The 22488-nt window shown below is 50.2% G+C and carries 25 protein-coding genes; 3 read left to right on the forward strand and 22 right to left on the reverse strand.

Translation table 11 applies throughout. The features are described 5' to 3' along the window. Positions 1 to 7 precede the first annotated feature (7 nt). From tolR to BMY09_RS07005, 9 genes are all read right to left on the reverse strand, one after another. A complete protein-coding gene (gene tolR / locus BMY09_RS06965) occupies positions 8 to 424 on the reverse strand; it encodes a protein TolR (protein ID WP_091355817.1) in 417 nt (138 codons plus the stop codon). A 19-nt stretch (positions 425 to 443) separates the two neighbouring features. Next, on the reverse strand, positions 444 to 1124 hold the full coding sequence (tolQ, locus tag BMY09_RS06970; RefSeq protein ID WP_245756519.1) for a protein TolQ: 681 nt from the start codon (positions 1122 to 1124) through the stop codon (positions 444 to 446). Positions 1125 to 1375: 251 nt separating this feature from the next. Further along, entirely contained in the window at positions 1376 to 1786 is a 411-nt protein-coding gene (locus BMY09_RS06975; protein WP_091355822.1) for a TraR/DksA family transcriptional regulator, read from the reverse strand. 107 nt (positions 1787 to 1893) lie between these two features. Next, on the reverse strand, positions 1894 to 2910 hold the full coding sequence (gene ruvB / locus BMY09_RS06980) for a Holliday junction branch migration DNA helicase RuvB (RefSeq protein WP_091355824.1): 1017 nt from the start codon (positions 2908 to 2910) through the stop codon (positions 1894 to 1896). A gap of 30 nt (positions 2911 to 2940) precedes the next feature. Further along, positions 2941 to 3567 (reverse strand): Holliday junction branch migration protein RuvA, encoded by a 627-nt coding sequence (ruvA, locus tag BMY09_RS06985; RefSeq protein WP_091355827.1) that lies wholly within the window; start codon positions 3565 to 3567, stop codon positions 2941 to 2943. A 118-nt stretch (positions 3568 to 3685) separates the two neighbouring features. Then, complete coding sequence (gene ruvC, locus BMY09_RS06990) at positions 3686 to 4201, reverse strand: crossover junction endodeoxyribonuclease RuvC (RefSeq protein ID WP_091355829.1); 516 nt, start codon at positions 4199 to 4201, stop codon at positions 3686 to 3688. 111 nt (positions 4202 to 4312) lie between these two features. After that, positions 4313 to 6076 carry an aspartate--tRNA ligase gene (gene aspS, locus BMY09_RS06995; RefSeq protein WP_091355831.1) on the reverse strand — a complete coding sequence of 588 codons (1764 nt, stop codon included), beginning with the start codon at positions 6074 to 6076 and terminating at the stop codon, positions 4313 to 4315. 58 nt (positions 6077 to 6134) lie between these two features. Next, the gene (locus BMY09_RS07000) at positions 6135 to 6362 is read right to left on the reverse strand and encodes an FmdB family zinc ribbon protein (RefSeq protein ID WP_091355833.1); all 228 of its coding nucleotides are present in this window, start codon (positions 6360 to 6362) and stop codon (positions 6135 to 6137) included. A gap of 169 nt (positions 6363 to 6531) precedes the next feature. Continuing rightward, positions 6532 to 6987: an HIT domain-containing protein gene (locus BMY09_RS07005; protein WP_091355835.1), complete on the reverse strand. Its 456-nt coding sequence runs from the start codon at positions 6985 to 6987 to the stop codon at positions 6532 to 6534. Positions 6988 to 7128: 141 nt separating this feature from the next. Here BMY09_RS07005 and BMY09_RS07010 point away from each other — a divergent pair, with 141 nt between their 5' ends. Continuing rightward, positions 7129 to 8289 carry a GNAT family N-acetyltransferase gene (locus tag BMY09_RS07010; RefSeq protein ID WP_091355837.1) on the forward strand — a complete coding sequence of 387 codons (1161 nt, stop codon included), beginning with the start codon at positions 7129 to 7131 and terminating at the stop codon, positions 8287 to 8289. Between the two features lie 4 nt (positions 8290 to 8293). Here the strand turns inward: BMY09_RS07010 and BMY09_RS07015 are convergent, their stop codons facing one another. After that, the gene (locus BMY09_RS07015; RefSeq protein WP_139203146.1) at positions 8294 to 8668 is read right to left on the reverse strand and encodes a hypothetical protein; all 375 of its coding nucleotides are present in this window, start codon (positions 8666 to 8668) and stop codon (positions 8294 to 8296) included. A gap of 527 nt (positions 8669 to 9195) precedes the next feature. Here BMY09_RS07015 and BMY09_RS07020 point away from each other — a divergent pair. Further along, positions 9196 to 9477: a hypothetical protein gene (locus BMY09_RS07020; RefSeq protein WP_091355844.1), complete on the forward strand. Its 282-nt coding sequence runs from the start codon at positions 9196 to 9198 to the stop codon at positions 9475 to 9477. A 208-nt stretch (positions 9478 to 9685) separates the two neighbouring features. Continuing rightward, positions 9686 to 10828 carry a sensor domain-containing diguanylate cyclase gene (locus BMY09_RS07025; RefSeq protein ID WP_091355847.1) on the forward strand — a complete coding sequence of 381 codons (1143 nt, stop codon included), beginning with the start codon at positions 9686 to 9688 and terminating at the stop codon, positions 10826 to 10828. A gap of 16 nt (positions 10829 to 10844) precedes the next feature. On the opposite strand, the gene BMY09_RS07030 is transcribed toward BMY09_RS07025, so the two are convergent. The 12 genes from BMY09_RS07030 to BMY09_RS07085 form a co-directional block, all read right to left on the reverse strand. Beyond that, positions 10845 to 11393, reverse strand: coding sequence for a hemerythrin domain-containing protein (locus tag BMY09_RS07030; RefSeq protein WP_091355849.1), 549 nt, complete (start codon positions 11391 to 11393; stop codon positions 10845 to 10847). A gap of 76 nt (positions 11394 to 11469) precedes the next feature. Next, positions 11470 to 12072, reverse strand: a complete 603-nt coding sequence (locus tag BMY09_RS07035; protein ID WP_245756520.1) for an HAD family hydrolase — start codon at positions 12070 to 12072, stop codon at positions 11470 to 11472. Further along, on the reverse strand, positions 12065 to 12883 hold the full coding sequence (locus tag BMY09_RS07040; protein ID WP_091355855.1) for an AlbA family DNA-binding domain-containing protein: 819 nt from the start codon (positions 12881 to 12883) through the stop codon (positions 12065 to 12067). Before BMY09_RS07040 ends, BMY09_RS07035 begins: the two co-directional genes overlap by 8 nt. A gap of 12 nt (positions 12884 to 12895) precedes the next feature. Next, complete coding sequence (locus BMY09_RS07045) at positions 12896 to 13282, reverse strand: hypothetical protein (RefSeq protein ID WP_091355859.1); 387 nt, start codon at positions 13280 to 13282, stop codon at positions 12896 to 12898. Between the two features lie 44 nt (positions 13283 to 13326). Then, positions 13327 to 15972 carry an aminopeptidase N gene (gene pepN, locus BMY09_RS07050; protein ID WP_091355863.1) on the reverse strand — a complete coding sequence of 882 codons (2646 nt, stop codon included), beginning with the start codon at positions 15970 to 15972 and terminating at the stop codon, positions 13327 to 13329. Positions 15973 to 16072: 100 nt separating this feature from the next. Further along, positions 16073 to 16900 carry a DUF2797 domain-containing protein gene (locus tag BMY09_RS07055; protein ID WP_091355866.1) on the reverse strand — a complete coding sequence of 276 codons (828 nt, stop codon included), beginning with the start codon at positions 16898 to 16900 and terminating at the stop codon, positions 16073 to 16075. Then, positions 16900 to 17166, reverse strand: coding sequence for a YeaC family protein (locus tag BMY09_RS07060; protein WP_091355870.1), 267 nt, complete (start codon positions 17164 to 17166; stop codon positions 16900 to 16902). Before BMY09_RS07060 ends, BMY09_RS07055 begins: the two co-directional genes overlap by 1 nt. A 76-nt stretch (positions 17167 to 17242) precedes the next feature. Further along, positions 17243 to 18079, reverse strand: coding sequence for a rhomboid family intramembrane serine protease (locus tag BMY09_RS07065; protein ID WP_091356252.1), 837 nt, complete (start codon positions 18077 to 18079; stop codon positions 17243 to 17245). A 27-nt stretch (positions 18080 to 18106) separates the two neighbouring features. Then, positions 18107 to 19081 (reverse strand): metallophosphoesterase, encoded by a 975-nt coding sequence (locus BMY09_RS07070; protein ID WP_091355872.1) that lies wholly within the window; start codon positions 19079 to 19081, stop codon positions 18107 to 18109. Positions 19082 to 19092: 11 nt separating this feature from the next. Continuing rightward, positions 19093 to 19974: an NAD(+) kinase gene (locus BMY09_RS07075; RefSeq protein ID WP_091355875.1), complete on the reverse strand. Its 882-nt coding sequence runs from the start codon at positions 19972 to 19974 to the stop codon at positions 19093 to 19095. 129 nt (positions 19975 to 20103) lie between these two features. Continuing rightward, entirely contained in the window at positions 20104 to 21042 is a 939-nt protein-coding gene (locus tag BMY09_RS07080; protein WP_091355877.1) for a 1-aminocyclopropane-1-carboxylate deaminase/D-cysteine desulfhydrase, read from the reverse strand. 197 nt (positions 21043 to 21239) lie between these two features. Beyond that, positions 21240 to 22148 carry a sensor domain-containing diguanylate cyclase gene (locus tag BMY09_RS07085; protein WP_175483461.1) on the reverse strand — a complete coding sequence of 303 codons (909 nt, stop codon included), beginning with the start codon at positions 22146 to 22148 and terminating at the stop codon, positions 21240 to 21242. Positions 22149 to 22488 lie beyond the last annotated feature (340 nt).

Below are 22488 nucleotides of genomic sequence, written 5' to 3' on the forward strand. Positions count from 1 at the left end.
AATCAAACTACTCTGTTACCAGTCCGACCGTTTCAGCACCGGCCTGCTGCAACAGCGTCATCAGCTGTATGACATGATCGTAATCGACGCCCTTATCTCCTCTCACCAGCAGCAACTTCTTCGGATTGTTACTCAGAACTTTACTCACCCGCTCCTCGACAACATCACCCGTGACCGCTTTCAGCGGATCACCGCCGACATCAATGTAATAAAGTCCCTCTTTATCGACAGTCACAATCAGCGGCTCACTGTCCTCGGTATCAACGGGATCGGAACCAGCCTTTGGCAACTGAACATCAACCCCCTGAGTCAGCATGGGCGCGGTAATCATAAAGATAACCAACAGCACCATCATCACATCAATATAGGGAACAACGTTGATCTCAGCGTTCAGCTTGCGTCTTTTTTTCACTCTGCGAATCATAATACCAGCCTGTTACAGATCAGCTTGAGGTGTGCACACGGCGATGTAATACACTGGAGAATTCATCGGCAAAGGTTTCATAACTGTTCATCAGCGATTCGGTTTTTGCTGAAAAACGGTTGTAGGCAATAACCGCGGGAATCGCGGCAAACAGGCCGATAGCTGTTGCAATCAGCGCTTCAGATATCCCCGGGGCAACCGAAGCCAGCGTCGCCTGATGGACATTTGCCAGCCCCCGGAATGAGTTCATTATGCCCCAAACAGTGCCAAACAAACCGACATAGGGACTGGTTGACCCCACCGTTGCCAGAAATGGCAGGTGCATCTCAAGCTTTTCCTCCTCCCGGGCCAGCGCCACACGCATGCTGCGTTGCGCCCCATCCATAATGGCATCCCGGTCCGCGCCCGACTGCTGACTGAGCCGACTGAACTCTTTCAGTCCTGCACGGAAAACATTCTCAGCACCGTTACTGCTATCCGGATCGGAGTTCACTTCACGAAACAGCTGGCTGAGATCCACCCCGGACCAGAAGCGATCTTCAAAAGCCCTTAACTTGCGCTGCGCCTGGCGCAAAACAAAATGACGCTGAAAAATCATAACCCAGGAAAGCACTGATGCCAGCAGTAGCAGTAACATTACCAACTGGACAACAAAACTGGCATTAGCTACCAGACTCCAGATCGACATTTTATCCGGCACGTTTATAACCCCTTCTGTAGAAATCTGAAAAACTGGCTCTGATAGTAGCGAGATCAGCGTTTAAAATCTGCTCTTTTTCTGACAAAAAAACATATTTACCCTGATTCAGTACTTTATCCTGAGTTTGATAAACCGCACCTGAACAGCAGCCGACGGTTGGATGCCGGGAGGCGATAAAAGTTCAACCCGGGCAAGCTGCAGACATAAAAAAGCCGCCTCAACAGGCGGCCAAAAACAAACAGAAAAACCACTCAGAAAGCTGCCCCGCTGTCCCGGACCCGGTGCAGTTCATCTCTGGACTGACAGCCAACACACAAAACAGCTGCGGGGTTAGCCATCAGACGGTTAAGTTCGATCTCTTCGCCACATTTTTCACAGCATCCATAACCACCGTTCTCTATCCGCTGCAAAGCACTCTGACACTCGCGAATCTCCTCTTCGAGCTGTTTGATATGCGATATGCTGGTTTGATTGAGTTCGGTAGCTGCCGCCGCTTCACAACGATCATGTACTTCAGAACAGCTTATCTGGCTAAGCTCTTCCTGCTGATCGCTCTGCTCCGCTTTCAGATCCGCCTGTAACTGCTCATGCAGTATTTGCAACTCTCGCTTGAGACCTTTTAGTTGCGACTGATTCAGGCAACAGAGTTTCATAGTGTTCATACTTTAGCGCCTTAAACATTATTGTTTTATGTTCACGACTTAAAAGTTAACCCCTAAACCATTACTCTGCTTTGATATAAATCAGTTATCACTGGCTGATCAATTATCTATTGATCCCGGTCAGGCAAATCAAGGCCAAAATGGCGATAAGCGTTGTCGGTCACCACCCGGCCTCGCGGTGTACGCATCATAAACCCCTGCTGAATCAGATAGGGCTCCAGCACATCTTCAATGGTATCCCGTTCTTCACTGATGGCCGCCGCCAAGCTATCAACCCCCACCGGACCACCGCCAAATTTTTCTATCATCGCCAGCAGAAGCCGTCGATCCATATGATCAAAACCATGCTCATCAACATTGAGCATATTCAATGCAAGGTCTGCCATCTCCAGAGAAATTCTTCCATCGCCTTTCACCTCCGCATAATCTCTGGCCCGGCGTAACAGCCGGTTTGCAATTCGCGGAGTCCCCCGGGAACGACGGGCTATCTCAATAGCGCCTTCGCGATCCACACCACTTCCTGACAACCTTGCCGAGCGCTCAACGATAGAGGTAAGGTCATCGATATTATAAAACTCCAGCCGCTGCACGATGCCAAAACGATCCCGTAATGGCGAGGTCAGCAAGCCCGCACGGGTGGTTGCCCCCACCAGCGTAAACGGTGGCAGCTCAAGCTTGATAGAGCGGGCCGCAGGCCCTTCTCCTATCATAATATCCAGCTGATAATCCTCCATCGCCGGATAGAGCACCTCCTCCACCGAAGCACTCAGGCGGTGTATCTCATCGATAAACAGCACATCACCTGGCTCAAGGTTAGTCAGCATTGCAGCCAGATCACCGGCCTTTTCAAGTACCGGCCCAGAGGTGGTTTTAATATCGCAGCCCATCTCATTGGCAATAATATTAGCCAGCGTGGTTTTACCCAGCCCGGGAGGACCGAAGATAAGCGTGTGATCAAGGGCTTCCTGCCGCTTTCGGGCCGCACCGATAAAGATCTCCATCTGCTCTTTAACCACCGGCTGACCAACATAGTCCTGCAACGATTTTGGCCGGATAGCACGATCCTGCACCTCCTCCTGAGGCGCACTGACAACCGGAGATATAAAGCGGTCCGCTTCGATCATAGACTGCACCCTGTCGTTATCATTGAGTTATCACCCCTGTACCATACTTTTCAGTGCCGCCCGAATCAGCTCTTCACTGGATGCACCCGGGTTGCTCTTTTCAGCCTGAGCGATCGACTTAGTTGCCTGCACTGGCTTATATCCCAGCGCCACCAACGCACTTTCCGCTTCTGCACGGTTATCGCCTGACGGCGCACTGACAACCGGCCCCAGCCCATCGGTCAGGGTAAATTCATCGAGATCACTGAAGTGGAAATCCTGCAGCTTATCTTTCATCTCAATAATCAGTCTTTCAGCGGTCTTCTTACCTACTCCGGGTAAACGTACCAGCGCCGCGGTATCCTGGTGCTGCACCGATTGAACAAACTCGTTAACACTGATACCCGACAAGATGGTCAGGGCCAGCTTGGGCCCCACACCGTTGACCTTTATCAGCGTGCGGAACAGTGAACGCTCAGTACGTTCATAAAAACCGTACAATAGCTGGGCATCTTCGCGCACCACCATATGGGTATAGAGCGTTACCTGTCGCCCAACCTCCGGCAACTGATAAAAGGTGTTCATTGAGGCATCAACCTCATAGCCAACACCCGCTACATCGATCACCAGCTGCGGCGGATGTTTTTCCAGCAACTCGCCTCTCAGTCGTCCTATCACGGCCCTTCACACTCCCGATTCGCCCGTGAATCACGGGGATTACATTGATATTCTTTTTACTCGGACAACAATAACCAATAATCCGCCATCCACAATATAGCCACACAGCCTGGCGTTATCACCGCAACCGCCCTCCCCGACTGCTCTTTGCCCCCGCCATCATAATCAGGCTGCTACGGGTATGTGCGTGACACAGAGCGATGGCCAGCGCATCTGCGGCATCCGCCTGCGGCAGACCTGGCAGCCTGAGAATGGATTTAACCATATGTTGCACCTGAGACTTATCCGCAGAGCCATTACCTACAACCGCCTGCTTAACTTTTCTGGCAGCATATTCGGCTACTTCAAGTCCCTGATTGGCACCCGCCACGATAGCGACGCCACGGGCCTGCCCCAGCTTCAGCGCGGAATCGGGGTTACGCGCCATAAACACCTGCTCTATCGCCATCTCCTGGGGACAGTAGTGTTCTATAATCTCGGTCACCCCGGCGTAAACCTGCTTCAGACGCTGAGAAAGGTCATCCCCTTTTATCCTGATACAGCCACTGGCGATATATTCGTTCTTCGCGCCAACGGAATTGATAATACCGTATCCGGTGATCCGGGATCCCGGATCTATTCCCAAAATCAACATTGCTGGATTATCAACTCAAAATACTGTTTATTTATACAGAGTACAATACCTCAGATTCCACCATAAAAAAAGCCGTGCAGAGCACGGCTTGATCAATAACTGCAAAATAACTTAAGGGGTCTTACGCAGCTTGATATTCAGCTCACGTAACTGAGCCGCACTGACCTCTCCCGGAGCCTGAGTCATCATACAGGCAGAGCTCTGGGTTTTCGGGAAGGCGATCACTTCACGGATCGAATCGGTTCCGGTCATCAGCATGATCAGACGGTCAAGCCCAAACGCCAGACCACCATGAGGTGGCGCACCGTATTTCAATGCATTTAACAGGAAGCCAAACTTGTCATCGGCTTCTTCATCTGAGATACCCAGAATATCCAGGACTGACGCCTGCATCTCCTGATTATGGATACGGATCGAACCACCACCCAGTTCACAGCCGTTCAGCACCATATCGTAAGCACGGGACAACGCCTCAAGCGGATTCGCTTTAAGCTCTTCTGGCGTGCAGCTAGGCGCAGTAAACGGATGATGCAATGCGGTCAGACCACCGTTATCGGTTTCTTCAAACATTGGGAAATCAACCACCCACAGCGGCGCCCACTCACACTGAGCCATCTCAAGATCTTCACCGACCTTAATCCGCAGAGCACCCAGCGCTTCAGAAACAATTTTCTCTTTATCGGCACCGAAGAACACGATATCACCGTTCTCCGCACCCAGACGTTCCATAATTGCCATTGCTACCTCGGCACCGAGGAACTTCACAATGGGAGACTGCAACCCTTCAACACCCTTTTCAAGTTCGTTGACCTTAATCCAGGCCAGACCTTTAGCGCCATAGATGCTAACAAACTGGGTATATTCATCGATAATCTTACGGGTCAGCTGAGCACCACCGGGCACTTTCAGCGCTGCGACACGACCTTTCGGATCTTTCGCCGGACCAGCAAACACCTTGAACTCGATCTCGGCCATCAGATCGGCAACATCGACCAGTTCCATTGGGTAACGCAGGTCTGGCTTATCGGATCCGAAGCGCTGCATCGCTTCAGAGTATGGCATCCGTGGGAACTCACCCAGATCAATCCCTTTGAGTTCAAGGAACAGCTTGCGAATCATCTTCTCGGTGATCCCCATGATCTCTTCCTCATTCATAAATGAGGTTTCAATATCGATCTGGGTAAACTCTGGCTGACGGTCAGCCCGCAGATCCTCATCACGGAAACACTTGGCAACCTGATAATAACGGTCAAAGCCTGCCACCATCAGTAACTGCTTAAACAACTGAGGCGATTGCGGCAGCGCAAAGAAATGCCCTTCATGAACCCGGCTGGGTACCAGATAGTCACGGGCACCTTCAGGCGTTGCGCGGTTCAGAATCGGGGTTTCAATATCCAGAAATCCATGCTCATCCATATAACTGCGGATAGCGTTGGTCACTTTAGAGCGAAAACGGAGTTTCTCCTGCATTTCAGGACGACGCAGATCGATATAACGATGACGCAGACGGACCTCTTCACCCACCTGCTGATGCTCATCCAGCTGGAAAGGTGGAGTTTCTGACTTGTTGAGGATAACCAGTTCTTTACCCAGAACTTCAATCTCACCGGTAGGCATATCCGGGTTAACAGTGCCTTCCGGCCGACCACGAACGGTACCTTTGACCTCAACAACATACTCACTACGGCAGCTGTCTGCCAGGGTGAAACTCTCTTCACGATCAGGATCAAATACCACCTGGGTAAGACCCTCACGGTCGCGCAGATCCAGAAAGATAACCCCGCCGTGGTCGCGACGACGGTGAACCCACCCCGTCAGAGTAATGTCTTCGCCGATATGCTCTTTTCTGAGATCACCGCAATAATGACTGCGCATAGTTAAATGTTCCTGTTACTTAGCAAGCTGAATCAGTGTTTATTCAGACAATTAAAAATCAGTTCCCGGATTCACTCTGGCCACCCGCCAGGTTCTTTTTCTTTCCGGTTTTAAAATCGGTCTCGTACCAGCCGGTGCCGGATAACCTGAACCCTGGTGCGGATACTTTTTTCACCACATCAGCAGAATTACAACCAGCACAGACCGGTGCTGGTGCATCAGATTTAAGCACCAGTTTTTCAAATTCATGACCACAATGACGGCATTCAAAATCGAAGATCGGCATAGTCGCAGCTTTCCCCAGAAAAATAGAGTAAACCGCAAAGCAACCTGACCCGTTTCAGCCCTGTTTTTTACAAAAGCCGACAACGTCAGCCGCCTTGCTCAGAAAACGGCGAATTATACCTGAATAATTAGCTCCTGACAGGGCCAATTAGTGGATTTTAGATGAGAAATCAGTTGAGCAGATCACGGGCAACAAAATTTACCTCCTGAGGCATCATCATCTGTAACTTCTGATGAATCTCATGGATCTGATCCTGGGTATAAGGTTTTGCAGCGACCGCTCCCCAGACCGGGGCTGGCCACGCGGGGTCATCCTCAAAGCGAACCACATGATGAATATGCAGCTGTTTAACCATATTCCCCAGAGCGGCGATATTCATCTTATCGCCATCAAACACATCGTGCAGATTTTCCGATAGAAATGAGGACTCGTGCAGTAACTGGGTCTGATCGGCGGGCGACAGATGGTAGATCTCACTAGCCTCGGCACGGCGGGGCACCAGTATAAACCAGGGGTAGTTTGCATCATTCATCAGCAATAAACGGCACAGCGGGAAGTCGCCCAGGGTGATACAATCATTATCCAGGCGGGAATCCAGTTCAAACTCAAACTCCAGCTCATCCATTTTTATTCTCCTAGCGTAAATACAGATGCAAACTTAATATACAAACTGAACGGCGCAGTAGAGCCATCCATCTTTAATAATATAATGCTTTATTATCGGATAGTTAGATAACATATACCGCTCTGAACAGTATAGGACAATATGCCGCAATTCAATTTCTATAGCGCAATAGAACAGATCGGAGCCGCCCCCTGGAACAGCCTGAGGTGCGACGATTACCCGTTTATCAGCTATGAATTTCTCCATGCCCTCGAACACTCAGGCAGCGTTACCGCGCAGACTGGCTGGCAACCCTGCCATCTGGTGGTCACGGAAGCAGAGCAGCTAATCGCAGCGATGCCGCTCTACCTCAAGAGCCACTCCTATGGCGAATATGTATTTGACTGGAGCTGGGCAGATGCCTATCAGCGCAATGGTCTCGAATACTACCCGAAACTACTGACAGCGATACCGTTCACACCCTGCTATGGCCCACGCCTGATGTTTCACGCCAGCTGCAACACTGATCAGCGGCACGCGCTTAGCCGACAGATACTGGCGGCCATACAGCAGCTGGCATCCCAGTACAACGCGTCCGGCTGGCACGGCCTGTTTCTTGAAGGCAGTCTGCTTGATAAGGCGAGCCATCCAGAACTGCACTATCGTCTGGGCACTCAATATCACTGGTTTAATCGCGATTACCAGAGCTTTGAGAGTTTTCTGGAAACATTCAGCTCCCGTAAGCGTAAAAATCTACGCAAGGAGCGCAGTAAGATTACTGAGCACAACATACAACACCGCTTTATCACTGGAGCCCAGCTCACCGATGAGATGCTCAGCCAGTTTTATCAGTTCTACCAGATAACCTACCTGAAAAGGGGCCGAAGCGGTTATCTTAAAGAAGCGTTTTTCCATCAACTCAGAGATACCCTGGCCGGCCAGATTATCATCTGCTTTGCTTATGATATGAATCACAGCGACACCGAAGCGGTCGCCGGGGCCCTTTTCCTGCGAGACCAGCAGACCCTGTACGGCCGCTATTGGGGCGCCCTGGCAGAATACGACAGCCTCCATTTTGAAACCTGCTACTACCAGGGTATTGAGTATTGTATTCAACACCAACTACAGCGTTTCGATCCCGGAGCTCAGGGGGAACATAAAATCCAGCGGGGCTTTGAACCGATAGAAACCTGGTCAGCCCACTGGCTGGCTCACCCGGGCTTCCACCAGGCCGTTGAACGGTTTACCGAAGAAGAGGAGCAGATGTTACGCCAGGAGATGGAGTATCTGCGCCAGCGTCTGCCATTCAGGCAGACTGAATAGCGGTTCAGGGCTGGAGATAGATCACAGGATCGCTTCGGTCATCACCATGCAGAGCACAAAAAGTCTGCTCTTTTCCGCCACGGTAATGCACCGCAACGTTAAACCCCATACCCGGCTCATGATTCAGTAACAGCTGTCGCTCATCCCCCGGCGGAATACGAAACGCCTGAATGCGCGACTGTGTGTCAGCACTGCCGAAGTCCAGCTGAACCGACTCGATCACCACCTGGCTACTGTTGTGAAAAGTGACCACCATGCCCTGTTTTACTCCACTCATCCGGGCAGTCACTACCCCGGTCAATAACACCAACAGAAGCACCATGACCCAGCACCACCGCCCAGGTAGCCGGGCAATAGTACCTTTTGTCTCTGTATCCATCATCAACAACCCTGTGTCAGCCTGACAAAATCCCACTTCACCGGTAACGGGATAATATCCAAAAGAGAGCTTATCAGCCCCCATACATCAATCGGGAATCATCGCTTATCACCCGGATGACTCACACTGATCTCAATCAGGCAACTGCAAACTTTCTCAACATCAGAGACGGCCCCGATAAGTGGGTTTGAAAAAATCGAGTGGAGAGGATAGTTACCCGGGAACAGGAGAATCTGATAAAAACGAAAATCAATCGTTACAAAACATATAGTTATATTATATATCTACACCTCCTTCCCTGGTAAATATAACCCTTATCGGTGTGCCAAACGGTGATCTTCGCCGTAGCTGTTTATGATACAAAAAAGAGCTGCGTATTTATAACCCTGAGATATATCAATAATGTATCAGTAATAATAAAGTCATATAAGAAAATCCCCTGTTTAAATTAGAGAAAACCGCTTCTCTTGCCTAAAATGTTACTACCAGACTGATTTAAAGCATGATAACAATAAGGGGACACAACAATGCTAACCTACAATGAATGCCTTGACCTCAGCGATCTCACCCAGGATGAAGTTGAGGCCATAGCAGAGCATGAGCACACGGACCCGATTATCGCCATGGCGATAGGTCATTACCTATGCTGCCATAATGGCGAAAGCAAAGTAAAAAGGATCATCCTGGATGATATCGCCAAAGCACAACGCAAAGGAGATTCAGCCCACGAAAAGGTTCTGCGAAAGGTATTGAATCACTTTATCACTACCCACCCGGAACAACATGGCAATATCGCCAAAGCAAGCTGAGTTATCCGATCTCAATAAAAAAACCGGCTACCCAATATGGGTAGTCGGTTTTTCATCGTAAGCCCTTATCCTTAGCGGCCTCTCTGCCTTTTTGCGCTGCCTTATCTGTTGCTGCCTACTTTTTTTATTATTCCTGGCTTGCTTTTCCTTTATAGTTATCTCGGATGGCCGATAACTCTTTCATACTAAAGGCGCAAAGCAGGCGTTTATGGGACCAATCGACAAAGAGAACAAAGATCTGCGCAGATCTCTTCACCTGCTGGCCAGTAAGGTAGAGCGGAATGAAGCGATATTGCGCTCATTCTTTGAGATAGAGCTCAGACTCCTCAGTTGCAGTAATCTGGCAGAGCTGCTTGACCTTATCCTGATCGACTTTAAACAGCACTTCCGGCTCACCGCGGTCAACCTGATTCTATTCGATCCTGAATGCGCTGCCCGCTGCTTACTGGAGGACTATACTCCACCAGAACCGGGGCACAGCCTTCGCTTTGTCACCAATCAACGCCTGCTAAAAAGCCTGTTCCCCACGTCTGAATTAAGAATAGGAGAACTGAGTGCCCCCCTTAAAAGCATCGCCTTTCCCAGCAACCCTTATGTCCTTAGCAGCGCCCTGCTACCACTGATCCGTCACAACTGCCTGATTGGCAGCCTGCACCTGGGTAGTAACGACCCTGCCCGCTACAGCGAACACTTCGACTACGACTATATTGGCCACCTGGCTTCGGTCATTGCAGTCTGCTTTGAAAACTGTATCAATCAGCAGAACCTGAAGCGGCTCAGCATTATCGATATGCTCACCAAAGTGAATAACCGCCGGGCATTCGATCAGGAGATCATCCGCGAGCTATCCAGAGCCAGCCGGAACAAAACGCCTCTGAGTTGCCTATTTATAGACCTGGACTATTTTAAGCTGGTGAATGACAGTTTCGGCCACCAGGTCGGCGATAAAGTACTCCGATCGGTGGGCTTACTATTAAACAAAAACCTGCGCAAAACTGATTTTGTCGCCCGCTATGGTGGAGAGGAGTTTGCCATCCTGCTACCCAATTGCGATAGCGAAAAGGCGATTGAGATTGGCAACCAACTACGCCATAAAATTCTCCACATGGTGGTCCATAATAACGATAACGAGCCCTTCAGAGTGAGCGCATCAATAGGGGTAACCAGTTGTTGTCACAGTAGTTTTGCCTTCGATAATCTGGATGCTCAGGCTCACGCCGTGTTAAAAGCAGCGGATGAAGCGGTCTACCTGGCCAAAGAAAAAGGCAGGAACCGGATTGAGTACCGCTCCCTGCCCGATATGAAACCTGAACTGTTCAGTCAGTTAAGTGGCGACCTGAAGTCGATTTAAAGCTCTCGATAAACACTTACTGCATATCCCGCAGTAGTTCAGAATAAAGATCGATATAACGCTGTCTCTGCTGTTGACCAAACAGTGGATCGCTCATCGTCGGCAGCTCGGGTTTCAGCGCTTCCCACTGTTCGTCAGTCGCTACCTCATCTAACAACGGAAACAGCGTGCCCTCCTCCAGGTTCAGGTGTTCAATCTGTTCATCCAGGAAACACTCCAGTTTTTCGATAAACTGGTCCATCGGTACCACAGCATCACTCAGAATACAGTCAACCGCTTCGATAATATCCTGACTACTTTTTTTCAGTTGCTTGTGTTCCTCTACACATTGACTGATGGCTTCATCCAACTCAGGACAACCTGAATCTTTGAAAAAAGCATACATCTGGTCTTCCAATGGATGGTGGTACGCATCCGCATAACTGGTGATGTAATCAACAGCATCTGCCAGCAATACAAAATTTGGCATTTCACCCTGCTTCAGTTGTTCCAGCTTATTTCCCAACACAGCCAGTAACTTATTCAGGTTGACATGATCCTGGTGCAACTCGTTCAATACTGTCATAACGACCTCCTGTGAGATAATTACACTATACCTCAGCTTTGTTAAACGGTCTTGACGGGAATCAATCAGACACCCTTCACGCTCTTAGCAATTGGTGTAACTCTGACAATGTCCCAACTCTGAGATCGGTCAGTTCGGGCCACTGCCTGTCGCAACGAGCGTCAACATGAACTGTCGCGACACCCGCGGCTCGCCCTACTTCCAGGTCATAGCGAAAGTCCCCCACCATCACCGCCTGTTCCGGTCGGGCTTGCCAACGCTCCAGTAACAGCCTCACCCCATGGGGGTCCGGTTTTGCCAGCGCATCATCCCGCCCCAGAACTGCAGCGGGATTAAACAGATGACTGACACCGATAACCTCAAGACAGTGCAGCGCCACCTCGCGCTTATTGCGGGTCAGAATCCCCAGCAAACACCCTTTGGATCCCAGAAACTCAAGACACTCATTCACGCCAATGGCGGGCTGCACCTGATCAGCATAGAAATACTCCCACTGATCAAGCTGATAATTCAGTGCCTGCCGTTCTGGCTCTGGTCTGTCAGCGATAGTCGCCAGAATATCGCAGCCTGCCGGAAGCCCCAGCTCCGAGCGGATCCGTTCAAAGTCATGAACCGGATGGGTTAACGTACCATCCAGATCAAACACCCAATAACCCGCCTGACAAATTGTCTCAATCATCGCTCTGACCATCGCTCGGATTGAGGTTTTCAGTCAACTGATCCAGCCGGGTGCGAATATCGCGCATAATCTCCAACCGCCCGGAAGGGTTACCGTTCTGCGCCACCAGCAGTGCTTCAAGCCCGGCAATACTGTCCTGCGAATCGCGCAATGCCTGCAACATGTTGCGGGAACGTTTCTTGGCGCTATCGGTCATCTGATCAACCCGGGTCAGGGTTCGCCGCACCTGGCTATCAAGCTCATCGAGATGGATTACCAGCTGTTCCATTCCCGAACCAAATGCATGATCCATCTGACCCAGCCGTTGCTCTAACTGTGCCACAGCTTCACGGAAGCGGGTCAGAAACAGCTCCCCTTCGCGATCCATAAACATCGCCAATAGCTCTTCGGGATAGAGCGCACGAGAGCGGGCATCGGCCCGGATAGCATATTCACCCCGCTGAGTGCAGTAGGGGCGTTTTCCGCCAGGGGGGATTTCGATACGGAAAAAGGGTTTATTACTGATGTTTTCAACCACCAGTTCAATATCAACTATCGGGTAACAGTCGGTCGCTTTGTTGATCAGGCTGAGTCGGGCACTGTCATCTACATCACAGCCAACCACCCGCCCCCGTTGCAGGCCTGCTTTGTTGGTGTATTCATCGACCCCAACCAGAATAGCCCCACCCTGAGATGAATTAGCGAAAGAGACCAGATCGCGGCTTTTAATGCCGTTGATTTCACGCTTGAAATCGACATCGACACCTTCAGGCTTTGCCAGCAGACTCCTGGCCCGCTGACTGATCTGCTGATATTCGCGTTTAACCGGCATCAGGAAAGCCCTTTAGCCATAGATCTCATCAGCAAAAGGATCGATAGGATTAGCCAGCAACCGGTCATCCCGAAAATAGAGAATTCGCCCTTCAAAGGTCAGTCCTTTCGAGGAGAACCAGCGCAACACCTCTTCCCGGCCTTCATCGATCTGAAAGCTGGTATACCAGGCGGAACCAATACGGTAAAAGTAAAGTCCGAAGAGTGCAGCAGCAGCCCCCAGAAAAAAGTCGGAACCGGGACTGAAAAGCAGCGCCACCAACCCTGCCAGCCAGACCCGACTGGCTCTGGACTGTTTTAAATTATTGAATGCTTCATCATACTGATCCTGATATTTCAGATAACGACGATAATTCTGCTGTAGTTCAAATTTATCCTGCTCGGGGATAGTACGTTCCATTTTAATACCCTTTTTCTACCGGTCTCAATATATTAAGACCTGGCTTAGCCAACCAGACTTTTACTCAAAACTTCAAATACATCCCGGGAAAGATCACCACTGTTTCTGATCCGTTCCAATTCAGCTTTCATCAATGCACTGCGCTCCTGCGGATAACGCTTCCAGCGCGTGAGTGGTGTCAGCAATCGCGAAGCGATCTGAGGATTCTGTTTGTTTAATACAATAATCTGATCCGCCAGAAAACGGTAGCCACTACCATCAGTATTATGAAAGTTAAGCATATTCTGCGCACAGAAGATCGATATCAGTGAACGGATCTTATTCGGATTGGCGCCATCGTACGCCGGATGTTGTTGTAAAGCCTGTACCCGCGCCAACGCCCCCTCTTTAGGATCACTGGCCTGCACTGCAAGCCACTGATTCACTACCAGCGATTCATTCTGCCAGCGCTGATAGAAATCGTCCAACACCTCACTGGCCTGCTGTGCAAATCCCGAATGTACAATCAGTGTCAGTGCCGCCTGGCTGTCAGTCATATTATCTGCCTGACGATACTGCTGCAGCGCCAGCTGCAGGTATTCCTGCTTCTCGGTGGCCATCAGGTAGGCCAGCGCAAGATTCTTCAGGCTTCGGCGAGCCACAGAAGCCGCATCAGGACTGTAGGGTTCAGCGCTGTTGTTATCCTGATAAATCCTGAGGAACAGCGTTTCGAGCTGATTAGCGATTGAATCCCTGACAAAGCGACGCACCCGATAGATCCCATCAACATCGATCACCTCAGCGAGTTCGCTCAGATAGGCTTCAGAAGGCAGTGTCAGCACTTTAGCAACCATCGCCTTATCCAGCTCGGTATCACTCAGCACCTGCTGATAGGCATCAACCAGGGCCTGATCCAGTATCAGCTCCCGTCCCTGCTGATGATCAGCAATCAACTCACTCATAATACCAACAGCCAGCTGCTGTGCGGCATCCCAGCGATTAAAACCATCGCTGTCGTGCTGCATCAGAAACACAAGTTGCTCACGACTGTAGGGAAACTTCAGTTTCACCGGCGCCGAGAATCCGCGCAACAATGAGGGGATTGGCTCTACCGGAATATTCTCAAAGACAAAGCTCTGCTCTGTGGCGATCAGCTCCAGCACCTCGGTGGTTTCGCCACCCTGCAGCGGGATATCCGCCCCCTGAGGGTCGAGCAAGCCCACCGCAACAGGGATCAAAAACGGCTGTTTTGTCGCCATATCCGGTGTTGCCGGGCAACGCTGATGCATATGCAGGGTATAGCGCTGGTTCTGCGCATCATATTCACCGGTCACGGACACCTGTGGCGTACCTGACTGACTGTACCAGAGTTTAAAGCGACTCATATCACGGCCCGAGACATCGGCCATCGCCTGGACAAAGTCATCGGTGGTCACCGCCTGACCATCGTGGCGATCAAAGTAGAGATCGGAGCCTTTGCGAAAGGTTTGCGCGCCTAACAGTGTGTGCAGCATTCGCACCACTTCACAGCCTTTCTCATACACCGTCAGCGTATAGAAGTTCGAGATCTCAATAAAAGAGGCGGGCCGTACCGGATGCGCCATAGGGCCGGCATCCTCAGCAAACTGCGCCGTACGCAGCAGGGTAACATCTTCAATTCGTTTTACAGTAGCTGAGTTCATATCCGCTGAAAACTGCGAATCACGAAACACCGTAAAACCCTCTTTCAGACTCAGCTGAAACCAGTCTCTGCAAGTAACCCGGTTACCGGACCAGTTGTGGAAATACTCATGGGCGACAACCCCTTCAACCCGTTGAAAGCCAGCATCAACAGTAGTTTCCGGATGCGCCAGCACACAGGAGGTATTGAAGATATTCAGCCCTTTATTCTCCATCGCCCCCATGTTGAAAAAATCAACGGCGACGATCATAAAGATATCCAGATCGTACTCTCGTCCGTAGACCTGTTCATCCCATCGCATGGAGTGTTTAAGAGAGTTCATGGCGTATTCGAGCTTATCCAGATCTTTCGCTTCGGCAAAGATTTTCAAGACCACATGACGCCCTGAACTGGTGGTATAGCGATCCTCGATAAACTGGAGATCCCCCCCGACAAGGGCAAAAAGATAAGCGGGTTTCGGAAATGGATCCTGCCATTTAACCCAGTGTCTGCCATCGTCCTCTTCACCGGCATCAACCATATTGCCGTTTGACAGCAGCACCGGATAACGCAGCTTATCCGCCACAATCGTGGTTTCAAACAGCGCCATGACATCGGGCCGGTCCTGATAGAAAGTAATACGCCTGAAACCTTCTGCCTCACACTGAGTGCAAAACATGCCATCCGATTTGTACAGTCCCTCAAGGGCGGTATTATTTTGCGGCTCGATGCGGGTAATACATTCAAGGGTAAAGTGGTCCGGCAGATTCGGGATCAGCAGCTGTTCGCCTGAGCGGCGATAATCCTTGTCGCTGAGCACTTCACCATCGATACTCAACCGTTGTAACTCGAGAGTCTCATGTCCATCCAGCACCAGAGGATGCTGGCGGTTAGCGGAGTCAGGGTTGCGGACATATCGAACCTGCGAGCGAACCAGTGTTTGCTCCTCTTCCAGTTCAAAGCGCAACTCAGTTTGCTCCACCCGAAATGCAGGAACCTCATAATCTTTTAAATAGATAACACTCGGCTGCTCTGTAGCTGACTGGTTCATTCATTCACCCTGCAATAACATTCAAACAATTAACAATAAACAAACCTTCGAATCGCCTTGTTACTCAGGCGGTGATAACGGTTCAAAGGTTTCACACATCTCAGGCGCTGAACTCAACCTGATAAGCGGTAAATTTTCTGAGATTGATAACTCCGGTATCGAGAATCAGATACTGCCCTTTGATTCCCTGTAAAACCCCCTCAACTACCGGGGTTTTATCGAAGCTCAGACTCGTCACTTTAGCCGGAAAATTGAGCACCGGATAATCCAGCTCCACCACTTCCGCCTCGGGCAGACGCTGAATTGCCTGTAACCCAAAGCGATTTTCTAACAATGTCAGTTCTTCCTGACACAGCGTCATCAGCCGATCACGCTCCGCCTGCAGGTCCAGGCGATCTACCTGCCCTTTAAGCATAGCCCGCCAGTTGGTTTTATCGGTAACATGGGCGGCAAAAATCTGTTCCGCAAGGCCAGACTGAAAACGGGTATCCACTCGCAGAACCGGCAGTGCCTGAATCGCCCCCTGATCAATCCAGCGGGTTGGAATCTGGGTGCCCCGGGTTATTCCCACCTTAACCCCGGAAGAGTTAGCCAGATAAACATAGTGGCTCTGAAAACAGAACTGCTCACCCCAGGACGGGTCTCTGCAGGTCCCCTGTTCATAATGACACTTTTCGGGGCTCATAATACAAAGATCACACTGGGGAAGTTTTTTAAAACAGGGGTAACAATATCCCTGGGCAAAACTTTTACTGGTCTTGCGACCGCAGTGGGTACAGTTGATCTGTCCCAGAAAGCAGAGTTTTACAGGCTGTCCAAGATAGCTGTTCAGGTCGATCAGATGATCTCCCAGCTTAAGCTGATAACATATCTGAGGGGCGATCTTCGCTGGCATTTTAACCAGCGCCCCCTGAGCGATAACCTCCATCAGTTATCGTTCAAAATTTTCAGAACCTGGGGCTCCAGTGGATCGGAACCGTGCTGACTGCCATCTTTCTTCGTCCGGTCGATAAACCCGGTACGCTCATGGGCAGGTAGCTTGGTCTCATCATAGGCAATCACAGCCCGCAGACTGGTCTCTCGCTGCTCTTCGGTCAACCGCTCACCATTCGGCCATTTGCCCAACTCAACAGCCCGCTTCAGACTCTGATACACCTCAGGCGTCATCGCCTCAATCATCTTTTTAAAGTTCATTCATTAGCCTCCAAAGTGGCTGATATATTATCACAGGGTTCGGCGGCAATTCGATGCTGCTGATCGTCCAGAGTTTTTATCGTTTGAACACTCTCACCACAGGGACCACCACCAGCCCCGCTATAAGCCCAGCCAGATGTGCAGTATTGGCGATAGAACCAAGCCCCAGCGTTTCCAGTGCGCCGGTAAAACCCAATACCAGCCAGAACATCATAAACCCCATCAGCGCTGGCGGCATACCGATCATCTGCGCGGGCCTGAGCCGATCCCAAAGCCAGGCAAAACCCAGCAGAGCAAAAACGAAGCCAGACATTCCACCAAACATCGGACCACTGACCCAGAACTGGGCAACATTAGATGCCAACGCAGAAAACAGAAACAGCCCCAGCAGTACGGGCCAGCCAAGATAGCTCTCAATCCGCCTGCCAACAACCCACACCCAAAGCAGGTTAAAGATGATATGGGGCAGATTAAAATGCATAAAAGCAGGTGTAAACAATCGCCATATCTGACCACCAGCAACCGATGTCAGCAGATCTGAGTAGTAGACCTTATTCCCCTGTACAGAAAATTCAACAATGGTAAACCAGCCCATCATCTGAATATTATCGCCCAGCGAAACAATCAGTGTAATGATGATACTCACGGCGATCAGCGCCAGCGTCAGCCAGGCTTTAAAAACCGTCTGCAGACCACCCTGACCTGTCTGCTGCACCCGCAACCCGGAAAGATCTGCGCCTTGCTGCCACATCTGATACAGCTGAGCTATCTGCTCTCCATTGACATTGTAGGGCACTAACAGCAACTGCTCCTGTCCCTGTTCCAGCACCCGGTGAGGAATCTTATGCTGCCAGAGTATGGCGGTGAAACCGGACAGATCCTGATCCAGAGGAACCCGAAACACTTCATTCATACGATCACAATAACCCGCGAATGGCATTCATGATTCATCGCTGATCTCCTTCAATACATCAACCCAGATAAACTTGTTCGGATTGATCTCTGTTTCCTGATCGAGCCGGTAAGCCACCAATTTACCAAATTTAACAGCACTGTAGTCAATACAGGCAACATTCGGAGCCACTGGCCTGGGCTCGCCATCACACCAGTAGTGCCCGACAAACAGCAACGGTTCATTGGTACTGTAGTACAGCAGATCATCATAATCCTGCTGTGTCAGACGCATACGCGCCACATGCTCAGGTAACGGGTCGGGCTGGAACACCACATCAATATAATACTGCGGTCTCTCTGACCAGAATTTGGTGCGAAAAAAACGGCGCTTATAACCATCTTTACTCACCATGACTTCATCGTTGGGCAGCTTCAGGTGGGTACCACGCAACAATCGATCCATCGTTTCCCACTCAAGGGTACCGTGATAAGCAGAACGGTGCAGATAATCATCATCGATCTGATTCCCCCCCTGTGTGAGTAAAAACTGGTCTATGTGCTGCTGAGACCAGCAGGCATGGACTACCCGGAACTGCTGCTGTTCAAGAAACAGGGGCATCTCCTTGATCCACTGCAGAAACGCCTTCTGCTCCTGAGGGTAGTTTGCAAACTGCTCGAGCGTCTCATTAAGAATACGCAGATGTCGCCGGTTATGCGTTCTGAGATACTCCATACCCGACCCCGGCAACCCCGGCGTCAGATAGGAAAGGTAATTAAACTCATGATTTCCCATGACAATCTGGGCATGTCCGGCATCCACCATATCGCGGACTATATGCAGTGCCTCGCGGATACGCGGCCCCCGGTCAACAATATCACCCAGAAAAATAGCCTGACGTTTTGGATGCTGATAGACCCCCGCCTGTTTACTATACCCCAGCTTCTGCAACAGCAGTTGCAGAGATAGCGCACAGCCATGCACATCCCCAATCAGGTCATACCCCTGGTAAGCACTCCCCATAGGCACCCCGGTTATTCTCCTAACTTCGTAGCCCAGCCAAGTTTTTCCCGACAGGTCTGATAGAAGTTATGACTCAAAGGATGCAGCAGTTTCAGTTTGTGCGGTTTCTTATGAATAGTAATCGTATCCCCCGGGGCGCAGTTTATATGTTTCTGGCCATCACAACTCACCGTCGGATAGGTCTCATTGTTGCCACTGATAACCAATTTAAGCTCACTATTGCCATCTACCACAATCGGTCGACTGGACAGCGTATGGGGAAACATAGGTACCAGTACCAAAGCATCAAGACGTGGATGCATAATCGGGCCACCGCCTGACAGCGCATAAGCGGTAGAGCCTGTCGGCGTGGCTACAATCAATCCATCAGAACGCTGGGTATAGACAAACTGGCCTTCAATGTAGAGCTCAAACTGAATCATTCGGGCAGATTTACCCGGGTGCAAGACACAATCATTCAAGCCGGTTGACTCTCCGATTGGCTCGCCATTGCGCTTCACCAGAACATCGATCAGAAAGCGGCGGTCCACGGTGTAATGCCCATTTAATACCTCACCGACTTTCTCTTCGATCTCTGCCGGTGAAATATCTGTCAGGAAACCAAGATTCCCCCGGTTTACCCCCAAAACCGGCACATTCGACTGCGCCAGATTTCTGGCTGCCCCAAGCAAGCTACCATCGCCGCCAACAACGATAACCAGATCACATATCTCCCCCATCAAACGGGACGAGCTGGTTTGCTGGCCATGACCCGGCATCACCGCGGCAATTTTATCATCGAGAATAGGCGTCAGCCCCTGCTCGTCCAGAAAGCGGATCAGATGTTTCAGGGTATCAATAACCTTGGTGCTACCCAGACGCCCGATCAAACCAATATTACGAAAGTTATCCATTACCACTCCACTGAAACTGATGGTTACACCGCAACCACACCTATCCAATTGTTTTTAAAGATTATACTCATTTTTTAATAGTTTACCTGCCGATCATACGCTTTTGATATGGGATAACGTCCAGAACCATTAACGTAACGTTTTGCTCAGGCGATCCTGCATGCCTCTCAACCCCTGCATTCCGCCTGTATGGATCAGCATAACCCGGCTCCCCGGAGGCAACTCACCCCGCGCCAGCTTCCGCTGCAGAGCCAGGAAGGCTTTACCACTGTAAACCGGTTCAAGCTCAATCCCACTGTATTCCCGAAAATGTCGCAGCGCATCAACCAGCTCAACGGAAACCCGGGCATAGCCGCCCTCATGACAACTCAGATCCAACAACCACCCGCCCGGGTCCCTCTCTTCAGCCCGGGCAAGTATCTGCCTGATATCGTGATAGAGAAACTCCGCCCCCTTCAGAACCGGCACGCCTAGCAGATCGACCCCCTCCGGCTTATCAGCGATCAAACCCGCCAACGTACCACCCGTGCCACAAGCACAACAGATCAGTTGATAATCAGTCGCCTTAAACAGAGAGATAATCTCGCGACAACCCGCCACCACCCATTCACCCGAACCGCCTTCTGGCAAACAGTGAAACTCACCATAGGTATGCTGTAGCGCCGCAATAAACTGCTCATCATATTTATTGCGATACTGATTTCTGGAGACAAATTCCAGTGTCATCCCCCAGTCAGCAGCATCCATCAGTGTTGCGGATAGCTGAGGGGGACGCTCTCCACGAATAACCCCGATCGTTTCAATACCCAACTTATAACCCGCATAGGCGAGAGCATGCAGATGGTTTGACCAGGCACCGCCAAAGCTAAGCACCCGGTGACAGTCAGAAGCCTGCACCGCTTCAAGAGCATATTTTAACTTGAACCACTTGTTACCACTGATCAACGGATGAATAAGATCCAGACGCAACAGGTCGAGCCGAACCCCAGCCTGCTCAAACTCTGGCAACAACACTTTTTCAACAGGGATTTCGGGCTGTTGTGGCAAGACGACTGGGAGCGTTTTCATAAAGCGTTAAAAAACCTGTCACATCTCTATCATGAAGACAGAATAGGATAGCTGCCATAAACAGAGGGGAATAAAATGGAAGAGTACACAGAAGAGCTGCTACTGGAAAGACTAAACGAAGAGTTTGAAGACGATAACGAGTACGATGACGGCGAGGAGATGTAATTTAACCCATCACTGCAGCTGAAAAATGAGATTCAGCTATTGCCGGTAGAAAACTGCCTTACACAGTCACCGCCCGCCTGTTTTGCGCTGTACATCGCCATATCAGCCCTCTGAACAAAAAAATCGACCGGCTCAGCGCCACTACAGGATGCCACGCCCAGACTCATGGACACAGTAACAGCCTGATTATGATGTGAACTGGGAGAATAGTTGCATTCCAGATTAAACAGCTGCCGCACCCTGTCCGCCAACTGACAGGCATCAGCCTGGGCAGTATTCGGCAACAACAGCATAAATTCATCCCCACCATAGCGAAAAGCCTGATCGGAATCCCTTAGCCCATCCCGCAACACCCGACCAATCAGACGTACAATCTGATCACCCTCAAGATGCCCCAGCTTATCGTTTACCTGTTTGAAGCCATCCAGATCAATGCACACAAGGCTCAACTCACCGCCATAGCGTTTAACACGCATCATCTCACTGGCAACCTGGACATAAAAGTGACGCTGATTATACAGGCCACTCAGGTCATCGGTAATCGACTGTTTCAGCAATGTGGTTTCCAGTGCTTTCTGCCGCGTCATATCATGAAAAAAACCAACACTCCCACGATACTCCCCCTGCTTCATCAGCATTGCTGCTGACAAACGAATAGGAACCTTTTCCCGACTGCTGTTGAGTACATAGGTTTCATACCCCTCTACCCGCCCTGGCCCACAAAACGACTCATCCATCATCAGCCGCATAATCTTCCTTGCTTCAGCATCACTGGGATATATCTGACGAATATTCATATCGCCAATTACCTGATCAGCCGAATACCCCAGCAAATTTTCTGCTGACGTATTAAACACGGATATCACTCCGCGACGATTGATTGCAATAACCGGATCAGGACAGATTGAGATCAAGTCCGCCTGATTAATATTCAAATGCATCTGATTAGGCCCACAGCCACTAGGATAATCCAACGCCCAACTGATGATTTCACTATAGACAATAAGGCAAAGGATAAAAATGACTGGCATTTATATCACGGATGTCTGCCAAGAGCCCACACTCATTACTCAAAATGACAGATACACTACACATACAGAAAAACTGAAGCCCATAAAATTCAGCTGGATAGAGATTAAAATAAAACAAAAAAGAGATAGAAAAGCCAAGCAACTCAAGCGCGACAAAGAGATACAGCGATAAGAACAGGCAGACATTAATTCTGAAGATTAAAAGAGGAAGTGGCGGAATGGACGGGACTCAAACCCACGACCCGTTATC

The organism is Amphritea atlantica, assembly GCF_900111095.1.
In the GTDB taxonomy this organism is placed as follows: domain Bacteria; phylum Pseudomonadota; class Gammaproteobacteria; order Pseudomonadales; family Balneatricaceae; genus Amphritea; species Amphritea atlantica.

Excerpts from the sequence above, each read along its gene's own strand:
- tolR (WP_091355817.1), bottom strand. The coding sequence starts at position 424 with ATGATTCGCAGAGTGAAAAAAAGACGCAAGCTGAACGCTGAGATCAAC.
- BMY09_RS06975 (WP_091355822.1), bottom strand. The coding sequence starts at position 1,786 with ATGAACACTATGAAACTCTGTTGCCTGAATCAGTCGCAACTAAAAGGT.
- ruvB (WP_091355824.1), bottom strand. The coding sequence starts at position 2,910 with ATGATCGAAGCGGACCGCTTTATATCTCCGGTTGTCAGTGCGCCTCAG.
- ruvC (WP_091355829.1), bottom strand. The coding sequence starts at position 4,201 with ATGTTGATTTTGGGAATAGATCCGGGATCCCGGATCACCGGATACGGT.
- aspS (WP_091355831.1), bottom strand. The coding sequence starts at position 6,076 with ATGCGCAGTCATTATTGCGGTGATCTCAGAAAAGAGCATATCGGCGAA.
- BMY09_RS07000 (WP_091355833.1), bottom strand. The coding sequence starts at position 6,362 with ATGCCGATCTTCGATTTTGAATGCCGTCATTGTGGTCATGAATTTGAA.
- BMY09_RS07005 (WP_091355835.1), bottom strand. The coding sequence starts at position 6,987 with ATGGATGAGCTGGAGTTTGAGTTTGAACTGGATTCCCGCCTGGATAAT.
- BMY09_RS07010 (WP_091355837.1), top strand. The coding sequence starts at position 7,129 with ATGCCGCAATTCAATTTCTATAGCGCAATAGAACAGATCGGAGCCGCC.
- BMY09_RS07015 (WP_139203146.1), bottom strand. The coding sequence starts at position 8,668 with ATGGATACAGAGACAAAAGGTACTATTGCCCGGCTACCTGGGCGGTGG.
- BMY09_RS07020 (WP_091355844.1), top strand. The coding sequence starts at position 9,196 with ATGCTAACCTACAATGAATGCCTTGACCTCAGCGATCTCACCCAGGAT.
- BMY09_RS07025 (WP_091355847.1), top strand. The coding sequence starts at position 9,686 with ATGGGACCAATCGACAAAGAGAACAAAGATCTGCGCAGATCTCTTCAC.
- BMY09_RS07030 (WP_091355849.1), bottom strand. The coding sequence starts at position 11,393 with ATGACAGTATTGAACGAGTTGCACCAGGATCATGTCAACCTGAATAAG.
- BMY09_RS07035 (WP_245756520.1), bottom strand. The coding sequence starts at position 12,072 with ATGATTGAGACAATTTGTCAGGCGGGTTATTGGGTGTTTGATCTGGAT.
- BMY09_RS07040 (WP_091355855.1), bottom strand. The coding sequence starts at position 12,883 with ATGCCGGTTAAACGCGAATATCAGCAGATCAGTCAGCGGGCCAGGAGT.
- BMY09_RS07045 (WP_091355859.1), bottom strand. The coding sequence starts at position 13,282 with ATGGAACGTACTATCCCCGAGCAGGATAAATTTGAACTACAGCAGAAT.
- pepN (WP_091355863.1), bottom strand. The coding sequence starts at position 15,972 with ATGAACCAGTCAGCTACAGAGCAGCCGAGTGTTATCTATTTAAAAGAT.
- BMY09_RS07055 (WP_091355866.1), bottom strand. The coding sequence starts at position 16,900 with ATGGAGGTTATCGCTCAGGGGGCGCTGGTTAAAATGCCAGCGAAGATC.
- BMY09_RS07060 (WP_091355870.1), bottom strand. The coding sequence starts at position 17,166 with ATGAACTTTAAAAAGATGATTGAGGCGATGACGCCTGAGGTGTATCAG.
- BMY09_RS07065 (WP_091356252.1), bottom strand. The coding sequence starts at position 18,079 with ATGAATGAAGTGTTTCGGGTTCCTCTGGATCAGGATCTGTCCGGTTTC.
- BMY09_RS07070 (WP_091355872.1), bottom strand. The coding sequence starts at position 19,081 with ATGGGGAGTGCTTACCAGGGGTATGACCTGATTGGGGATGTGCATGGC.
- BMY09_RS07075 (WP_091355875.1), bottom strand. The coding sequence starts at position 19,974 with ATGGATAACTTTCGTAATATTGGTTTGATCGGGCGTCTGGGTAGCACC.
- BMY09_RS07080 (WP_091355877.1), bottom strand. The coding sequence starts at position 21,042 with ATGAAAACGCTCCCAGTCGTCTTGCCACAACAGCCCGAAATCCCTGTT.
- BMY09_RS07085 (WP_175483461.1), bottom strand. The coding sequence starts at position 22,148 with ATGCATTTGAATATTAATCAGGCGGACTTGATCTCAATCTGTCCTGAT.